Source organism: Cupriavidus oxalaticus (assembly GCF_016894385.1).
GTDB lineage: Bacteria > Pseudomonadota > Gammaproteobacteria > Burkholderiales > Burkholderiaceae > Cupriavidus > Cupriavidus oxalaticus.
In genome coordinates this window covers 1,792,634-1,808,421 of sequence record NZ_CP069811.1, presented here as the reverse complement: position 1 = coordinate 1,808,421, position 15,788 = coordinate 1,792,634, and the positions used below count along the sequence as shown (strand labels likewise).

At 67.6% G+C, this 15,788-nt stretch carries 16 protein-coding genes; 7 read left to right on the top strand and 9 right to left on the bottom strand.

The window, feature by feature from the left end; translation table 11 throughout:
- Positions 1 to 6 precede the first annotated feature (6 nt).
- From JTE92_RS07960 to JTE92_RS07935, 6 genes are all read right to left on the bottom strand, one after another.
- Entirely contained in the window at positions 7 to 1,059 is a 1,053-nt protein-coding gene (locus JTE92_RS07960; protein WP_063240629.1) for a bifunctional UDP-4-keto-pentose/UDP-xylose synthase, read from the bottom strand.
- Positions 1,056 to 1,985 carry a formyltransferase gene (locus tag JTE92_RS07955; protein ID WP_063240628.1) on the bottom strand — a complete coding sequence of 310 codons (930 nt, stop codon included), beginning with the start codon at positions 1,983 to 1,985 and terminating at the stop codon, positions 1,056 to 1,058. The genes JTE92_RS07960 and JTE92_RS07955 overlap by 4 nt, the downstream gene beginning before the upstream one ends.
- Complete coding sequence (locus JTE92_RS07950; protein ID WP_063240627.1) at positions 1,985 to 2,980, bottom strand: glycosyltransferase; 996 nt, start codon at positions 2,978 to 2,980, stop codon at positions 1,985 to 1,987. The genes JTE92_RS07955 and JTE92_RS07950 overlap by 1 nt, the downstream gene beginning before the upstream one ends.
- A complete protein-coding gene (locus tag JTE92_RS07945; RefSeq protein ID WP_063240626.1) occupies positions 2,959 to 4,131 on the bottom strand; it encodes a DegT/DnrJ/EryC1/StrS family aminotransferase in 1,173 nt (390 codons plus the stop codon). Before JTE92_RS07945 ends, JTE92_RS07950 begins: the two co-directional genes overlap by 22 nt.
- Before the next feature lie 97 nt (positions 4,132 to 4,228).
- Entirely contained in the window at positions 4,229 to 4,600 is a 372-nt protein-coding gene (locus tag JTE92_RS07940; RefSeq protein ID WP_063240625.1) for an EamA family transporter, read from the bottom strand.
- A 19-nt stretch (positions 4,601 to 4,619) separates the two neighbouring features.
- Complete coding sequence (locus JTE92_RS07935; RefSeq protein WP_063240624.1) at positions 4,620 to 6,359, bottom strand: glycosyltransferase family 39 protein; 1,740 nt, start codon at positions 6,357 to 6,359, stop codon at positions 4,620 to 4,622.
- Positions 6,360 to 6,760: 401 nt separating this feature from the next.
- On the opposite strand from JTE92_RS07935, the gene JTE92_RS07930 reads away from it, so the two are divergent.
- Positions 6,761 to 7,663, top strand: coding sequence for a hypothetical protein (locus JTE92_RS07930; protein WP_063240623.1), 903 nt, complete (start codon positions 6,761 to 6,763; stop codon positions 7,661 to 7,663).
- A gap of 69 nt (positions 7,664 to 7,732) precedes the next feature.
- Here the strand turns inward: JTE92_RS07930 and JTE92_RS07925 are convergent, their stop codons facing one another.
- The 3 genes from JTE92_RS07925 to JTE92_RS07915 all read right to left on the bottom strand — a co-directional run bounded on the left by JTE92_RS07925 (position 7,733) and on the right by JTE92_RS07915 (position 8,819).
- Positions 7,733 to 8,041 (bottom strand): hypothetical protein, encoded by a 309-nt coding sequence (locus tag JTE92_RS07925; RefSeq protein WP_063240622.1) that lies wholly within the window; start codon positions 8,039 to 8,041, stop codon positions 7,733 to 7,735.
- Between the two features lie 237 nt (positions 8,042 to 8,278).
- Positions 8,279 to 8,566: a BrnA antitoxin family protein gene (locus JTE92_RS07920; RefSeq protein ID WP_063240621.1), complete on the bottom strand. Its 288-nt coding sequence runs from the start codon at positions 8,564 to 8,566 to the stop codon at positions 8,279 to 8,281.
- A complete protein-coding gene (locus JTE92_RS07915; RefSeq protein ID WP_063240620.1) occupies positions 8,550 to 8,819 on the bottom strand; it encodes a BrnT family toxin in 270 nt (89 codons plus the stop codon). Before JTE92_RS07915 ends, JTE92_RS07920 begins: the two co-directional genes overlap by 17 nt.
- 178 nt (positions 8,820 to 8,997) lie before the next feature.
- Here JTE92_RS07915 and JTE92_RS07910 point away from each other — a divergent pair, with 178 nt between their 5' ends.
- The 6 genes from JTE92_RS07910 (at position 8,998) to JTE92_RS07885 (ending at position 15,780) form a co-directional block, all read left to right on the top strand.
- Complete coding sequence (locus JTE92_RS07910) at positions 8,998 to 10,107, top strand: acyltransferase family protein (protein ID WP_063240619.1); 1,110 nt, start codon at positions 8,998 to 9,000, stop codon at positions 10,105 to 10,107.
- Positions 10,108 to 10,340: 233 nt separating this feature from the next.
- Positions 10,341 to 11,579 (top strand): GTP cyclohydrolase II, encoded by a 1,239-nt coding sequence (locus tag JTE92_RS07905; protein WP_063240618.1) that lies wholly within the window; start codon positions 10,341 to 10,343, stop codon positions 11,577 to 11,579.
- Entirely contained in the window at positions 11,576 to 12,898 is a 1,323-nt protein-coding gene (locus tag JTE92_RS07900) for a URC4/urg3 family protein (protein WP_063240617.1), read from the top strand. Before JTE92_RS07905 ends, JTE92_RS07900 begins: the two co-directional genes overlap by 4 nt.
- A gap of 99 nt (positions 12,899 to 12,997) precedes the next feature.
- Positions 12,998 to 13,708 carry a uracil phosphoribosyltransferase gene (gene upp / locus JTE92_RS07895; RefSeq protein ID WP_063240616.1) on the top strand — a complete coding sequence of 237 codons (711 nt, stop codon included), beginning with the start codon at positions 12,998 to 13,000 and terminating at the stop codon, positions 13,706 to 13,708.
- Positions 13,708 to 14,430 (top strand): TetR/AcrR family transcriptional regulator, encoded by a 723-nt coding sequence (locus JTE92_RS07890; protein WP_063240615.1) that lies wholly within the window; start codon positions 13,708 to 13,710, stop codon positions 14,428 to 14,430. The genes upp and JTE92_RS07890 overlap by 1 nt, the downstream gene beginning before the upstream one ends.
- A 63-nt stretch (positions 14,431 to 14,493) precedes the next feature.
- Positions 14,494 to 15,780, top strand: coding sequence for an amidohydrolase family protein (locus tag JTE92_RS07885; protein ID WP_063240614.1), 1,287 nt, complete (start codon positions 14,494 to 14,496; stop codon positions 15,778 to 15,780).
- Positions 15,781 to 15,788: the final 8 nt, after the last annotated feature.

The window sequence follows — 15,788 nt, the reverse complement described above, 5'->3', positions numbered from 1 at the left end:
GCGCGCTCAGTAGGCCGAGTCGACCAGCGTGCGGGCTTCGACCACCTTGCCGCGATACGCCTCGAAGATGCGCCGCAGCGACTGCTCCATCGTGACCTCGGGCTTCCAGCCCAGCTCTTCGATGGTGTTGTCGATCTTCGGCACGCGGTGCTGCACGTCCTGGTAGCCCTTGCCGTAGAAGTCGCCCGACGTGGTCTCGACGATCTGCGTCTTGCGCGCCTCCCCGGCGTATTCGGGATAATCCCCCGCCATTTTCAGCATCATCTCCGCCAGCTCTCGCACCGAATGGATATTGGCCGGATTGCCGATATTGAAGATCTTGCCGCTGGCGATGCCGTCGGGGTTCTCGATGATGCGCATCAGCGCGCCGATGCCGTCCGAGATATCGGCGAACGCACGCTTCTGCGCGCCGCCGTCGACCAGCCTGATCGGCTCGCCGCGCACGATATGGCCGAGGAACTGCGTCACCACGCGCGACGATCCTTCCTTCGACTCGAAGATCGAGTCCAGGCCCGCACCGATCCAGTTGAAGGGGCGGAACAGCGTGTAGTTCAGGCCCTGCTCCATGCCGTAGGCGTGGATCACGCGGTCCATCAGCTGCTTGGAGCACGCATAGATCCAGCGCGGCTTGTTGATCGGGCCGTAGACCAGCGGCGAGGCTTCGGGGTCGAACTCCTCGTCGGCGCACATGCCGTAGACCTCCGAGGTCGACGGGAACACCAGGTGCTTGCCGTACTTGACCGCGGCGCGCACGATCGGCAGGTTGGCCTCGAAATCCAGCTCGAACACGCGCAGCGGCTGGCGCACGTAGGTGGCCGGCGTGGCGATGGCGACCAGCGGCAGCACCACGTCGCACTTGCGGATGTTGTACTCGATCCACTCCTTGTTGATGGTGATGTCGCCTTCGAAGAAGTGCATGCGCGGGTGGTCGACGAGGTCGCCGAGGCGGTCCGCGTTCATGTCCATGCCGTAGACCTCCCACGGCGTGGTTTCCAGGATGCGGCGCGTCAGGTGATGGCCGATGAAGCCGTTGACGCCGAGAATCAGGACCTTTTTCATCGGCTTTCCTCGTTGGTCTGTTTTCTGAGAATCCGGGAAAAGGCATCGGGCGTGACCGGCGCCCCGTCATGCGCCAGCAATTCGGTCACGAGCACCGCACCGCCATCTCCGCACAGGCCAAGCAGCTTGCCGTCGTGCACGTGCAGGCCGGGCGGCAACCCGCCGGCGGTGCTTCCGGCCTGGAGGCGGCGCGCCCGCGCCACGATAAAGCGCGCTCCGGCCACCTCGGTGAACGCGCCGGGGTAGGGCGGCGCGACGGCGCGGATCAGGTTGTAGACGCTGGCAGCCGGCTGGCTCCAGTCGATGCGGCCGTCTTCCGGCTTGCGCCCCGAGAAATAGCTGCCTTCCGCAAGCCGGTTGGGCCGCTGCGGCGTGTGACCGGCGATCATCGCCGGCAACACGCGCCACAAGGTCTGCTCGGCCGCCACGGTGACCTTTTCGAAGACTTCGCCGGCGGTGTCGTCCGGCAGGATCGGCACGGCGGTCTGGTCGACGATATAGCCGGCGTCGGGCCTGGCCTCCATCGCATGCAGCGTCGCGCCGGTTTCGGTCTCGCCGTGCAGCACCGCCCAGTTCACCGGCACGCGGCCGCGGTACTTCGGCAGCAGCGAGCCGTGCATGTTGAAGGCGCCGCAAGGGGCCAGCGCCAGCACTGCCGCGGGGATCATCGCGCGGTAGTAGAAGGAAAAGATCACGTCCGGACGCGCATCGCGCACGGCCTGCGCGATCGCCGGATCGCAAGGATCCTCGCCGTAGAGAAAGGGAATGCCCAGCTCCGCGGCGGTGTCGGCAACACGGCGGAACCAGATGTTCTCGTCGGGGCGGTCGCGGTGGGTGATCACCAGCGCCACCTCCACGCCGCGCGCATGCAGCACGCGCAGGCAGCGGTCGCCGACATTGTGGTAGCCGAAGACGACGGCGCGCATCATGGCTCCACGCCCGTGCGGGCCGGTGTGGCGGGCGCCGGGTCAGCTTTTTCCAGCACCGCCTGGATGCGGTAGCGCGGGCGGCCGCGCACTTCCTGGTAGATGCGGCCGACATACTCGCCCAGCAGGCCCACGCCGAACAGCAGGATGCCGATCAGGAAGAAGTTCATGGCGAACAGCGTGAATACACCTTGCACTTCCGAGCCCAGTACGAAGCGGCGCAACAGCAGCATCACGAACAGCACGCCGGAGAACAGCGACAGGATCATGCCGATTGCCGAGAACCACTGCAGGGGCACGATCGAGAAGCCGGTCACCAGGTCGAAATTCAGGCGGATCAGCTGGTACAGCGAATACTTCGACTCACCCGCATGGCGCTGCTCGTGGCCGACCTCGATCTCGACCGGGTTGGCCGCAAAAGTGTAGGCCAGCGCGGGGATAAAGGTGTTGACCTCGCGGCAGGCGTTGATGGTGTCGATGACGTTGCGGTCATAGGCGCGCAGCATGCAGCCCTGGTCGGTCATGCGGATCTTGGTGATGCGTTCGCGCAGCCGGTTCATCGCGCGCGACGCGTAGCGGCGGAACGCCGTGTCGTTGCGCTGGCGGCGGATGGTGCCGACGTAGTCATGGCCGGCGCGCATCGCTTCGACCAGGCGCGGGATTTCTTCCGGCGGGTTTTGCAGGTCGGCGTCGAGGGTGATCACGATCTTGCCGCGGGTATGCTCGAAGCCCGCCAGGATCGCCATATGCTGGCCGAAGTTGCCGTTGAACAGCACCACCCGGGTCACCTCCGGGCGCTTGTGGAACTGCGCGGCCAGCAGCGCCGCCGAGCGGTCGGTGCTGCCGTCGTTGATGAAGATGATCTCGTACGAGGCGCCAAGGCCATCCAGCGCCGGGTAAAGGCGGTCGAACAGGGCTTGCAGCCCGTCTTCTTCGTTGTAGACCGGAATGACGACCGAAACTTCGACCGGGCTCATTTGGAGAGACGTTTGCATGTTTCGCTGAGGGTTGCGCAGACCCGCTCGACGTCGGCGGCTTGCATCGCCGGGAACAGCGGCAGCGTGACGATGCCGCGCCCGATGCGTTCGGCATGCGGCAGCATGCCTTCGCGCCAGCCGAGCGAGCGGTAGTAGGTAAAAAGATGGATGGGCGGGTAGTGCACGCCGGTGCCGATGCCGCGCTCGCGCATGGCTTCCATGACCTGCTGGCGCGCCTGCGCCGGGCCGCCCTGCAGGCGCCCGGTCGGCAGCACCACCTGGAACATGTGCCAGTTGGTGGTGGCGGCCTGGGCATCGAGCGGCAGCGGCAGCTCGATGCCCAGTCCGGCGAGCCCGTGGTCGGCGGCACAGCGGAAATAGGTTTCGGCCAGTTCGGCGCGGCGCGCGGTAATGGCGTCGAGCTTGTCGAGCTGGGCCAGGCCCACGGCGGCGTTGACGTCGGTCAGGTTGAACTTGCCGCCGGGTTCTTCCACGTCCATGCCGTCCATGCCGGTGCGGATCACGCCCTGCAGCCGCAGGCGTTCGGCGCGCACCGCTTCTTCCGGCGTGTTCATCACCAGGCAGCCGCCCTCGATGGTGGTGATGTTCTTGTTGGCCTGGAAGCTGAAGCTGACCAGGTCGCCGAAGGCGCCGATGCGCTGGCCCTGCCAGCGCGAGTCGATTGCCTGCGCGGCGTCTTCGATCACGCGCAGGCCATGCTTCGCAGCCATGGCGTAGAGCCGGTCCATGTCGACCGGCAGGCCCGACAGGTACACCGGCATGATCGCGCGCGTGCGCGGCGTGATCGCGGCCTCGACCGCGTCCAGGTCCAGGTTGCGCGTGCGCGGGTCGATGTCGACGAACACCGGGCGCGCGCCGACCGCGATCACCACGTTGGCGGTGGCGACCCAGGTGACCGGGGTGGTGATGACTTCATCGCCGGGGCCGATATCCGCAATGCGCAGCGCGATTTCCATCGTCGCCGAGCCGTTGGCGAAGGTGCGCACCGGGCGTCCGCCGAACAGGTCCGACAGCGCGGCCTCGAAGGCCTGCATTTTCGGCCCGGAGGTGATCCAGCCGGAGGCCAGCACCTTGCCGACGTCGGCAATGGCGGCGGCATCGATTTCGGGCCGGACGAAGGGCAGGAAGTCGGGAGCAGGAGCAGTCATGGGCTTAAGAACGAAAGATCGGCGAAAAATCGGCGAAAAATCCGCGAAAAAGCGGTCCCGGTCGGTGAGGGAGGGCAGGCAAGCCAGGGCGGCCAGGTCAGGAGCGGGCGATCAGGAAGACGCCAGCCAGTATCAGCAGGATGCCGGCCACGCGCAAGGGGCCGATCATCTCGCCGAACAGCCACCAGGCGGCGAGCGCGTTGACCACGTAGCCGAGCGACAGCATCGGGTAGGCGACCGACACGTCCACGCGCGACAGCCCCACGATCCACACGCCGACGCTGACCACGTACAGGGTCAGGCCGGCCAGCACCGGCCATTGCGTCAGCACGCGCAGCGCCGTGACGAGCAGCGTGCCGCGCTCCAGCGTGATCGCACCGATGGCGTTGACGCCGGCCTTGAGCAGCAGTTGGGCGGCTGCGTTGAGCAGCACGCCGGTCACGATAAACAGGAAAGTCGAAAGCGTCATGGCGCCGGGGCGTACTGGGTTACTGTCCTTGGGAGGGGGCTTGCGGGGCTTCGCCCGGCAGTGCGAAGTTGGCGACCGCCACGCGCCGGCGGTCGCCGGCGATCCGGTGCATCGGCACGCCGCGCGCTGCCAGCATCTCGTAGGTATCGGGCATCATGATCGCCACGGCGCGCTGCCCGTCCTGCCAGCGCGAGATAAAGCCGTCGATGGTGGGAAGCCACTTCTGCGGCTCCTGGCCGATGCCGAATGCCAGTTCGTCCTGGTGCGCGACCATGATGGCGGTGCGGCGCAGGTAGAACGGCAGCGTATGGTCCAGCATGCCGACGCTGTACAACGGCATCTGCGGCGTCAGCACGGCGTTGATCGCCGGCACCAGGTCCGCGCCGGAACTGGGCCGGCCCATCGCCTCGTGGCCACGCAGCGCCACCGTGCAGCACGCAAACATCGCCAGCGCGTACACCACGATGCTGGGAAACACGCCGCGCGTGCGCAGCAGCCGCCGGGCGGCCACGGCCCCGGCCAGCATGATGGCAAAGGCAATGGCGATCCAGAAGGTGAATTCGCGGTACACGGCATTGGGCGTGCTGGGCTTGTCCAGCATGGCGACGAAGGGGCACGCCAGCAGCCCGATCACGCCCAGCACAATCATGGCATTGACCTGCCAGCGCCACGCGCGTTCCGTGACCGTGTCCAGCGCCACGCCCGCCAGCAACGCCAGCGCCGGGAAGATCGGCACGATATAGCCCGGCAGCTTGGAGCCCGACAGGCTGAAGAACACGAAGATCGCCACGGCCCACAGCGCCGCCAGCAGCGCGGGCTGGAACGGCCGCGGCGAAGTGCCGCGCGCGACGCCGGCGCGCTCGCGCACCGCCTGCCACATCTGTGGCGCCAGCCCCAGCCAGGGCAGGAATCCGGCCAGCAGCAGCGGCACGAAGAACCAGATCGCGCCTTCGCGCTGGTGGACGTGCGAGGTATAGCGCTGCCAGTGCTCGTGGATAAAGAAGAAATGCGGGAATTCCGGGTTGCGCACCGATACCAGCCAGAACCACGGCACGGTGACCGCGAGCAGCACCGCCGTGCCGGCCAGCAGATGAAGCCTGCGCCACAGGCCGGGATCGCGCGTGGCGAGGGTATAGACCACCAGCACCAGCCCGGGCAGCGCCAGGCCGACCAGCCCCTTGACCAGCACCGCCACGCCCATGGCGGCCCAGCACGCCAGCATCCAGGCGCGGCGCGCCGCGGGCGTGGTGTCCGGGTGCTGCGCCAGCAGCATGCAGGCCAGCACGCACGCCATCGCGCCGGCTAGGGTCATGTCCAGCGAATTGAAATGCCCGGCGACATTCCACATCGGCGCCGCCACCAGCGCCAGGCCGGCCAGCAGCGCCACGCGCTGCCCGTACCACCGCGCCGCGGCCAGCATGGTCACGCCCAGGCCAAGCAGGCCGGACAACGCTACGCACAGGCGCGCCTGCCAGTCGCCGACGCCGAACAGCGAATAGGCCAGCGCGGTCACCCACAGGTGGAAGGGCGGTTTCTCGAAGTACTTGAGTTCGTGGTAGCGGATCGTCACCCAGTCGCCGGTGACGAACATCTCGCGCGCGATCTCGGCGTAGCGGCCCTCGTCGGAGCGCAGCAGGTGGCGCATGTCGAGCGTGCCGAACCAGACCAGCAGGACGGCAAGGCTGACCAGCACGACAGCACTGGTGGTGGTGGCACCAACGGACAGCCCGGCATACCGCGAGGTCGATGAACTACGCATGGAACTCCTGGAAAGACGACGGATTGGGATGGTCTTGCGTGGGGTGCGCGATGACGGGAAGCCATCACAACGCATCGTGCCGCCCTTTGGTGGACAGCCAACCGGAGGTTTGTTCAAAGCCAGGCCGGAAGCCATGCCGGTTGACTGCGCCGATGGCCGTTGCCGGGCGCCTGGAACGCCACAGCCGCGGCAGGGCCATGCGCGGCGGGCAATGGTAGCACGGCGGCTGGGGTGCCCCTTGAGACGCCGCGACCCGGTCGACAGGCAGCGACGGCCGGTGGGCCAAGGGTCAGCGAGATAGCCACTTGCACGAAAAACACGAATAATCTGAGTGGTCAGGCGGACGCCTGGCAGCCGGGCGCGATATCGGGGGCGCCAGGACATTCTAAACAGGGATTCATGTGAAGACAAAGGCGCCGCAGTTCCCGCTTGCAAGCCTTGCCGCGGTGGCAGGCATGCTGCTGGCCATGCCGGCGGCGGCACAGCCGGAGGCATCCGCCGGTGCGGCCGCGGCAGCCGTCAGCGCCGCCGCGCAGGTGGCCGCCACGCAGACGGCCGCGTCGGCGGCGGCCGTGCTGTGCAACGCGCCCTGGTTCCGCTCCGGCTCCCATGTGCAGATGGAGGGCGACGGCGCCTTGCCAATGTCGATCCGCATGACGCTGCGCGACGTCGGGCGCAGCGCATCCGGCTGCCGCGCGCAGCTGACGGTCAGCTCCAAGTCGGCGATGTCGGCGTTGATGGGGCCGCCGGTGATCATGGAACAGGTGCATGAGGTCGTGATCGACCGGCGCACGCCCAATGACCAGACCAGCATCGAAAGCCAGCATGCGGTCATCAATGCCCGCGCGCGCTATGCGCGCATGTACGGCGAAGCCTCGTTCCGGGGCAAGGGCGTTTTCAACTATGCCGGCATGGACCTGCGCGAAGGCAGCACGCTCGACGGCGAGACGTTTCAGTCCAGCGTATCGCTCAAGGTCTACCCCCTCGGCTCCGACGAAGTGGTCAGCACCATGCGCGCGCTGCATGCGTCGATCCATATCGGCTCGCGCCAGGTCGGCCGGCGCCAGGTGATCGAGACCGTCATGGGGCGCAAGGAGTGCCTGCCGATCACCTATGAGAAGCGCACTTCGCTGGGGCCGGTGTTGGTGGGCGAGGAAGTCGTGCAGGTCGAACCCTCGGTGATGCACGTGACCGACTGGTACTGCCCGTCCGATGCCTTCGTGCTGCGCACGGAGGTGCGGCAGGATGGCAATGTGCAGCGCATCGACGTCACCGCGCTGGAGCGCGACACGCAGGCTCCCTAAACAGGCTTTGGCCCGCGCAGGATACAAAAAACCCGCCGAGGCGGGTTCTTTCGTGGGAGCCGTTGCCGTTCAGCTGGCGGCCGGCGCGGGAGCGGCCTTCTTCTTTGCCTTCGGCTTGGATGACTTCTTGGCCGGCTTTTGCTCGGTGGCTGGCGCGGCCGGGTTCAGGTCGCTGCGCGTGCTCTTGTTCGCGCCCTGGCTGTACGGGTCGAACTTGTCGCCGGCCTTGGCACCCTGCGAGTACGGGTCGAACTTCTCGCCCGACTTGGCACCCTGGGAATACGGATCGAACTGCTTCTTGCCGGTACCCTGCGCGTGGACGGCCAGCGAGGCGGCGCCGAGGCAGAGCGCGATCGCGGTCGCGACAAACTTGTTCATGGTTTCTCCTGAGAAATGCCGCCGTCGGGCGGTCGTGTATGTGGCCTATCCCACGCAGGGATGGCTCGGGCCAGTGTCGCCAACATCGTTTGTCGCTGTCAACTTGGGGCTTGCCCGGCACGGCACTCTCATGGAAACCCTGAATTGCGGTGCCGCGGCAGCCGATCGGCTGCCGGAACCAGCGCTTGTGCGGCGCGATCACGTCCGGGCCGGTGAAGGCCGTGGCTGCTGCGCAACTTATGGCCTGTGCGTGCGAAGCCACTCTTTGAGTGCGCTGTTCATTCGTGTCTGCCAGCCTTCTCCGCTCGCACGGAAAGCTTCCAGAACTTCGGCATCGTAGCGGATGCTGACGAGTTCCTTGGTGTTGCCCAGTCTTGGCCGGCCCCGGCCGCGTTTGCCAAGAGGCTTCATCGCCATCATTTCATCGGCCGACACTTCATAGGTGTCCGGATCGGTGGCGATGCCGCGGTTGATTGCCGCGTCCTCCTCGTCGGTCGGCATCACGATCTTAGGTTTGCTCGACATAGTTTCGTACCTCGCGTTGGTTGGCCTTGCGCAGGCTGATGATGTGCATCGCATCCCCACGCTGAGTGAACACCACACAATAGAGGCGATCGGCAATCACGCCAAAGCCGATTTCGCGCACCTCCCTGTAGTCCCGTCTGGTATCAACGCCCGCCATGACCGCTGGCCAGTCCAGTTGAGCGGCCACGCGTAGCGATAAGCCGTGCTTGGAAAGATTGGCGGCGTCCTTGGCTACATCAAAGGTGATGTCCATGCGAATAATCGTAGCTATGAATATTCGGGGGCGCAATAATTTTTGTAGCTACGAATATAGCTCTGATGCTTAGGGAAGTATGTAACCAATCCGCAATTTGTGGATATTGCGCCGCATGTCACTCGGGGCAAACAGTTAGAATCGCGCCTTCCGTGCGCTTTGCCAGATTCCAAGAACAATGAGCCCCCGTCCGTCACGCCTGCCCTGCATCGACGCGCTCAAGGCGGTCAGTTCCCAGTTGATCGTGCTGCACCACCTCGCTTTCTACGGTCCGATGTCCGACACGGCATACCGCCTCGCCCCGGGGCTGGTGGACTGGCTGTACGACTACGCCCGCATCGCGGTCCAGGTGTTCCTGGTGATCAGCGGCTTCCTGGCGGCGCGCAGCCTGGCACCGCACGGCAGGCTGGAAATCCGCGAACATCCGCTGGCGATGCTGTGGCGCCGTTACCTGAAGCTGGTGGTGCCCTTCGCCGCCGCGCTGCTGCTGAGCATCGCCGGCGCCGCGCTGGCGCGGCAGTGGATGAGCCATGAATCGATCCCGGCACCTGCGCAGCTGATGCAGTTCCTGGCGCACCTCACGCTGCTGCATAACGTGCTGGGCGTCGATGCGCTCTCGGCCGGTGTCTGGTACGTCGCGATCGACCTGCAACTGTTCGGCCTGCTGCTGCTGGCGCTGTGGGCGGCCCGCACCTTTGCGCCGCGCCAGGCACAGGCCGGTGCCGTTGCCGGCATCGGCGTGGTTGCGCTGCTGGCGCTCGCGTCGCTGTTCTGGTTCAACCGGGATGCCGCCTGGGATATCTGGGCGGTGTACTTCTTCGGCGCCTATGGCATGGGTACGCTGGCATGGTGGGCCTCGAACCCGGGCCGGTTGGCCATGCCGCTGCTGGTGCTCGGCGCGGTGGCGCTGGCGGCGCTGAGCGTCGATTTCCGCCTGCGTATCGCCGTGGCGCTGGCCACCGCGCTGCTGCTGGCGGTCGCCCGCCGCGGCGGCTGGATGGAACGCTGGCCGCGCGGCCATGTGATCGGCTTCTTCGGCCGCATTTCCTATTCGGTCTTCCTGGTGCATTTCCCGGTGTGCCTGCTGGCCAATGCGCTGGTGTCGAACCTTGCGCCGGGGCAGCCGGTGCTGAACGCGCTGGGCATGGCGGCTGCGTGGGCGCTGAGCAACGTTGCCGGCGCGCTGTTCCATCGCTACGTGGAAAGCGCAAGCCCGCTGGCCGCGCTGCGCGCGGCGTGGGACTGGCTGTCGGACGCGCGCGGCTCGGCGAGCCGTCCTACCATGTAAGCCTTGCAAGGCTGCGCGCGCGGCAGGCTGCCTCTTGCCGGTGCGCGCGCACCGTCGGCGTCATGTCCGCGGCACGCCCTGCGTGCATGCGTGCCATCCCGTTAGCGTACGGCGCCATACAGAGCGCGGCAAAACTCGCGTAAACCGGCATTGGGCGATGGCATGAACGTTGCCTAGTATGGAATCGTAAACCTGACCGTTTGGTCAGGATTCCATCGGTAACCGAGGGTGCCATGTCCGACCATATCGTCCTCACTTCGCACGCCCGCCGCGACAAGCCGGCCGAGCCGATCCACTGGGGTGCGCCCACCGCCGCCGAACGCGGGCCAGTGATCGCCAGCCTGGCGAATCCCGCGCAGCGCAATGTGATCGGCACCCATGCCGGCGCCTATGCCATCTACCGCGCACTGGCGGTCGCCAGCGGCTCGCTGCAGCGCGACCATCGTCCCGACCTGACCGATACCGCCCCCGCCGAGTCCATCGGCCCGCACCCGCAATGGGCCGATCCGGAAAAGATCGTCTCGCTCGATCCCTGGGGCCACCTCGTTTCCGCGGTCTTCGCCGACCGCATCGCGGCGGGCGTGGATATCCGCCCGACCATCGCCGTCACGCGCGCGCATATCAACATGCCCGAACTGATATCGGCGATGGCAGCCGGCCGGCTGACGCCGGACGGCAGCATCCTCTATGCCAATGGCGACGTGCGCGTGACCAAGGCCGCGGTCGATCCGGTCTGGTACCTGCCGGGGCTGGCGGCGCGCTTCGGCATCAAGGAAAGCGCGTTGCGGCGCGGCCTGTTCGAGCAGACCGGCGGCATGTTCCCCGAGCTGGTCACGCGGCCCGACCTGAAAGTGTTCCTGCCGCCAATCGGCGGCATGACGCTGTACTTTTTCGGCGACGTCAGCCAACTCGGCAAGCCCGAGACAAAAGTGGCCTGCCGCGTGCACGATGAATGCAACGGATCCGACGTGTTCGGGTCAGACATCTGTACCTGCCGGCCATACCTGGCACATGGCATCGAGGTGTGCATCGAGATGGCGCAGCAGGGCGGTGTCGGGCTGGTGGTCTACAACCGCAAGGAGGGCCGCGCGCTGGGCGAGGTGACCAAGTTCCTGGTCTACAACGCCCGCAAGCGGCAGGCGGGCGGCGACCGGGCCGAGACTTACTTTGCCCGCACCGAATGCGTGGCAGGCGTGCAGGACATGCGTTTCCAGGAGCTGATGCCGGATGTGTTCCACTGGCTGGGCATCCGCCGCATCGACCGCTGGGCGTCGATGAGCAACATGAAGCATGGCGCGCTGGTGGCGCAGGGCATCGAGGTGGTCGAGCAGGTGGCGATCCCCGAAGCCCTGATCCCGGCCGACGCCCGTGTCGAGATCGACGCCAAGGTGGCGGCGGGCTACTTTACGCACTACACGCCGCCGGATGCCGATGAACTGGCCCTGGCAAAGGGCAGGGGGTTGAACGAATGACAATGTATCCCGAAGAGGATCGTGGCGGCATGGACCGTCGGGGAGCAGACGAGGAAATGCGTCCGGGCGGGGGCTGGCTGAGCCCCGTGCCGGAAGGGCACCCCGCTTCCGCGCTGCTGTGCGCGGAGGCCGTGCGCACGCATTGCGCGGCGATCACCGAGCATGTGGCCAGCGGCGCGTCCGAGCTGTTCACCTGGCATCCCGACCGTGTCCATGCGATCGCCGATTACGTGGCCAGCACCATCCGGCAGCGCTATCCGGACCTGCAGGTGCCGTACCACAGCCGCTGGCGCCACTTCGAGAGCGGCGGCGTCGACCAGCGCGCGGATCGCTGGCAGGTGCTGTGCGAGCGCGCCGGCCTGAGCGGGCCCGAGCACCGCGAAGAGCGCGCGCGCATCGGCATCGACCTGGTGGTCCCGAGCGTGCTGCTCGACGCCGGCGCGGGGCCCGACTGGCGCTACCGCGACCCGGCCAGCGACCTGGTGCTGACCCGGTCCGAGGGGCTGGGCGTGGCCAGCTTCGACCTGTTCGCACGCGGTGGCTTCTCCGCGGCGCCCGGCGACCCGCTGCGCGCGGATGCCGAGCGGCTGCAGCGCATCGACGCCGACAGCATCGCCCACGCCTTCCAGGTGGCGCAGCACAACCCGCTGGTGGGGCTGGAAGGCCGCGCCGGGCTGCTGCGCCGGCTGGGCGAGGTGATGGAGGCTACGCCGGCGCTGTTCGGGCGGCCCGCGCGCCTGGGCAACCTGTTCGACTACCTGAAGGCGCATGCGGTCAACGAGCGGCTCGATGCCAGCTTCCTGCTGCGCACGCTGCTGGTGGGGCTGGGGCCGGTCTGGCCGGGGCGCATCGTGATCGAGGGTGTGTCGCTGGGCGATTGCTGGCGTCATCCGGCCGCGCCGGGCGGACTGGTCCCGTTCCACAAGCTCACGCAATGGCTGACCTATTCGCTGCTGGAACCGCTGGAAGATGCGGGCCTGACGGTCACCGGGCTGGATGCGCTGACCGGGCTGCCCGAATACCGCAATGGCGGCCTGCTGTTCGACTTCGAACTGATGGTGCCGCGCGATGCATCCTTTGCCGCCGAGCCGCATGCGGTGGACGAGCCCGTGATCGTCGAATGGCGCGCGCTGACCGTGACCGGCCTGGACCTGGTGGCCGATGGCGTGCGCCAGGCGCTGGGACTGGCGGAAGCCGACTTCCCGTTGGCGCGCGTGCTGGAGGGCGGCACCTGGGCCGCAGGCCGGCGCATCGCCGCCAAGCGGCGCCCGGGCGGGGCGCCACCGTTCAGCATCGCCAGCGACGGCACGGTGTTCTGAGCAGGGCGGGCGCCCCGTGCGCCCGCCGCGATTGCGTCCGCAATCGGCAAGGTTTGCATTGGATAACGTGGCATCAAACATGGCATCAGGAGCGTCCCCATGAACGACATGTCCGCTGTTCCCGCCGCTGTTCCCACCGCTGTTCCCAGTGTAGCCGCCCGCGACGACGACGCTGCCGGCATGCCCGGCGTGCTGGTCGTCGACCATCCGCTCGTGCAGCACAAGGTCACGCTGGTGCGCAGCGAGGAAACCACCACCGACAATTTTCGCCGCCTGGTGCGCGAGATCAGCCAGTTGCTGACCTACGAAGCCACGCGCGACCTGGCGATGGAGACCATCGCCATCCGCACCCCGATCGCGCCGACGCAATCGCGCGTGCTGTCGGGCAAGAAGCTGTGCCTGGTGTCGATCCTGCGTGCCGGCAACGGTTTCATCGACGGCATGCTGGAGCTGCTGCCGGCGGCGCGCGTCGGCCATATCGGGCTGTACCGCGACCCCGAGACGCTGGAGCCGATCGAGTACTACTTCAAGATGCCCGAAGATATCCACGAGCGCATGGTCATCGTGGTGGATCCGATGCTGGCCACCGGCAATTCCGCCATTGCCGCGCTGAACCGGTTGAAGGAGGCGGGCGTCACCACCATGAAATACGTGTGCCTGATCGCCTCGCGTCCCGGCTTGCGCGCGCTGCGTGCCGCGCATCCCGAGGTGGGCATCGTCACCGCCGCGATCGACGACACGCTCAACGAGCACGGCTATATCGTGCCCGGCCTGGGCGATGCCGGCGACCGCCTCTACGGCACACGCTGATGGACCCGCGCGCCAGCGCCACCCTGCGGCGGGCGCTGTCGGCGCATGGCACGCCGCTTGCGCACGAAAGTCCCGCCGGCCGTATCCGGCAGGAGAACCAGGCCATGATCCTGCGCGCGGCCGAGCACGTGTTCGCGCGCGCGGGGTTTGCCGGCGCCACCATGGCCGAGATCGCGACGCGCGCCGGCGTGCCCAAGTCGAACCTGCACTACTACTTCCGCACCAAGCAGGCGCTGTACCGTGCGGTGCTGGCCCACACGCTGCAGCTGTGGCTGTCGGAGACCGATATCATCCGCGCCGAACTGCCGCCGCAGGTGGCGCTGGAGCAGTACATCCGCGCCAAGATGCGGCTGTCCGCCAGCCATCCCGATGCCTCGCGCGTGTTCGCCAACGAGTTGCTGCACGGCGCGCCGGAGATCGGCGAGATCCTGCGCCATGCGCTGCGCGAGCTGGTGGCGCGCAAGGCCGCGGTGGTGCAGCAATGGATCGACAGCGGCCAGATGGCGCCGGTGGACCCGCAGCACCTGTTCTTCACCATCTGGGCCGCAACGCAGACCTATGCCGATTTCGAGTCGCAGGTCTGCGCCGTGCTCGGCGTGAGCCGGCTGGGGCGGCAGGACTATGCGCAGGCGACCGAGCACCTGGTGGCGCTGCTGCTGCGCGGCTGCGGCCTCGCGCCCGAGGCCATGGCCATGCAGGTGCTGGCTGACAGGCAGGGGTGAGCGCATCGGCCATGCGATCATGCGCCGTGCTTTTCGTCCGAACCGTTCCCATCCAGAGACGCCATGCTCGACCTGATCCTGCGGCACTGCAACCTGCCCGACGGGCGCACCGGCATCGATATCGGCATTGCCAATGGCCGCATCGCCGCGGTGGAACCCGCGCTGGCCGCGCGGGCCGCCGAGGAGATCGATGCCGCCGGCCAATTGGTGACGCCGCCATTCGTCGACGCGCATTTCCATATGGACTCGACGCTGTCGTACGGGCTGCCCCGCGTGAACCAGTCCGGCACGCTGCTCGAAGGGATTGCGCTGTGGGGTGAACTCAAGCCGATGCTGACGCAGGAGGCGCTGGTCGAACGCGCGCTGGCCTACTGCGACTGGGCAGTCGCGCGCGGGCTGCTGGCGATCCGCTCGCACGTCGACATTTGCGACCCGCGCCTGCTCGCGGTGGAAGCGCTGCTGCATGTGCGCGAGCGCGTGCGTCCCTACCTCGACCTGCAACTGGTGGCGTTCCCGCAGGACGGCGTGCTGCGCGCGCCCGGCGCGCTGCAGAACCTGACGCGCGCGCTCGACATGGGCGTCGACGTGGTCGGCGGCATCCCGCATTTCGAGCGCACCATGGCGCAGGGCGCGGAATCGGTGCGGCTGCTGTGCGAGCTGGCGGCCGGGCGCGGGCTGCGCGTCGACATGCATTGCGACGAAAGCGACGACCCGCTGTCGCGCCATATCGAGACGCTGGCGAGCGAGACGGTGCGGCTCGGCCTGCATGGCCGCGTGGCCGGCTCGCACCTGACCTCGATGCACTCGATGGACAACTACTACGTGTCCAAGCTGATCCCGCTGATGCGCGAGGCCGGCGTCGCGGCGATCGCCAACCCGCTGATCAACATCACGCTGCAGGGGCGGCACGACAGCTACCCCAGGCGCCGCGGTATGACGCGCGTGCCCGAACTGCTGGCGGCGGGCGTGCCGGTCGCGTTCGGCCACGACTGCGTGATGGACCCGTGGTACGGCCTGGGCTCGGGCGACATGCTCGAAGTCGCGCATATGGGCCTGCATGTGGCGCAGATGACAGGGCAGGAGGCAATGCGTGCCTGCTTTGCCGCGGTGACCGCGACGCCGGCGCAAATCCTTGGCCTGGACGGCTACGGCATCGCGCCGGGCTGCCGGGCCGACCTGGTGCTGCTGCAGGCGCGCGACCCGGTCGAGGCGATCCGGCTGCGCGCCACGCGGCTGCGTGTGCTGCGGGCCGGCAGGACCATCGCCGCCACGCCGCCGGCGACGGCGGCGCTGCAGTTGCCCGGACGGCCGGCGCAAGTGGATTTCATGCGGCGGGGCGGCGAGGAGTAGGTTCACGC

What these genes read in the sequence shown, in the direction of transcription:
- JTE92_RS07960 (WP_063240629.1), bottom strand. Translation starts at nt 1,059, where the DNA reads ATGAAAAAGGTCCTGATTCTCGGCGTCAACGGCTTCATCGGCCATCAC.
- JTE92_RS07955 (WP_063240628.1), bottom strand. Translation starts at nt 1,985, where the DNA reads ATGCGCGCCGTCGTCTTCGGCTACCACAATGTCGGCGACCGCTGCCTG.
- JTE92_RS07950 (WP_063240627.1), bottom strand. Translation starts at nt 2,980, where the DNA reads ATGCAAACGTCTCTCCAAATGAGCCCGGTCGAAGTTTCGGTCGTCATT.
- JTE92_RS07945 (WP_063240626.1), bottom strand. Translation starts at nt 4,131, where the DNA reads ATGACTGCTCCTGCTCCCGACTTCCTGCCCTTCGTCCGGCCCGAAATC.
- JTE92_RS07940 (WP_063240625.1), bottom strand. Translation starts at nt 4,600, where the DNA reads ATGACGCTTTCGACTTTCCTGTTTATCGTGACCGGCGTGCTGCTCAAC.
- JTE92_RS07935 (WP_063240624.1), bottom strand. Translation starts at nt 6,359, where the DNA reads ATGCGTAGTTCATCGACCTCGCGGTATGCCGGGCTGTCCGTTGGTGCC.
- JTE92_RS07925 (WP_063240622.1), bottom strand. Translation starts at nt 8,041, where the DNA reads ATGAACAAGTTTGTCGCGACCGCGATCGCGCTCTGCCTCGGCGCCGCC.
- JTE92_RS07920 (WP_063240621.1), bottom strand. Translation starts at nt 8,566, where the DNA reads ATGTCGAGCAAACCTAAGATCGTGATGCCGACCGACGAGGAGGACGCG.
- JTE92_RS07915 (WP_063240620.1), bottom strand. Translation starts at nt 8,819, where the DNA reads ATGGACATCACCTTTGATGTAGCCAAGGACGCCGCCAATCTTTCCAAG.
- JTE92_RS07910 (WP_063240619.1), top strand. Translation starts at nt 8,998, where the DNA reads ATGAGCCCCCGTCCGTCACGCCTGCCCTGCATCGACGCGCTCAAGGCG.
- JTE92_RS07905 (WP_063240618.1), top strand. Translation starts at nt 10,341, where the DNA reads ATGTCCGACCATATCGTCCTCACTTCGCACGCCCGCCGCGACAAGCCG.
- JTE92_RS07900 (WP_063240617.1), top strand. Translation starts at nt 11,576, where the DNA reads ATGACAATGTATCCCGAAGAGGATCGTGGCGGCATGGACCGTCGGGGA.
- upp (WP_063240616.1), top strand. Translation starts at nt 12,998, where the DNA reads ATGAACGACATGTCCGCTGTTCCCGCCGCTGTTCCCACCGCTGTTCCC.
- JTE92_RS07890 (WP_063240615.1), top strand. Translation starts at nt 13,708, where the DNA reads ATGGACCCGCGCGCCAGCGCCACCCTGCGGCGGGCGCTGTCGGCGCAT.
- JTE92_RS07885 (WP_063240614.1), top strand. Translation starts at nt 14,494, where the DNA reads ATGCTCGACCTGATCCTGCGGCACTGCAACCTGCCCGACGGGCGCACC.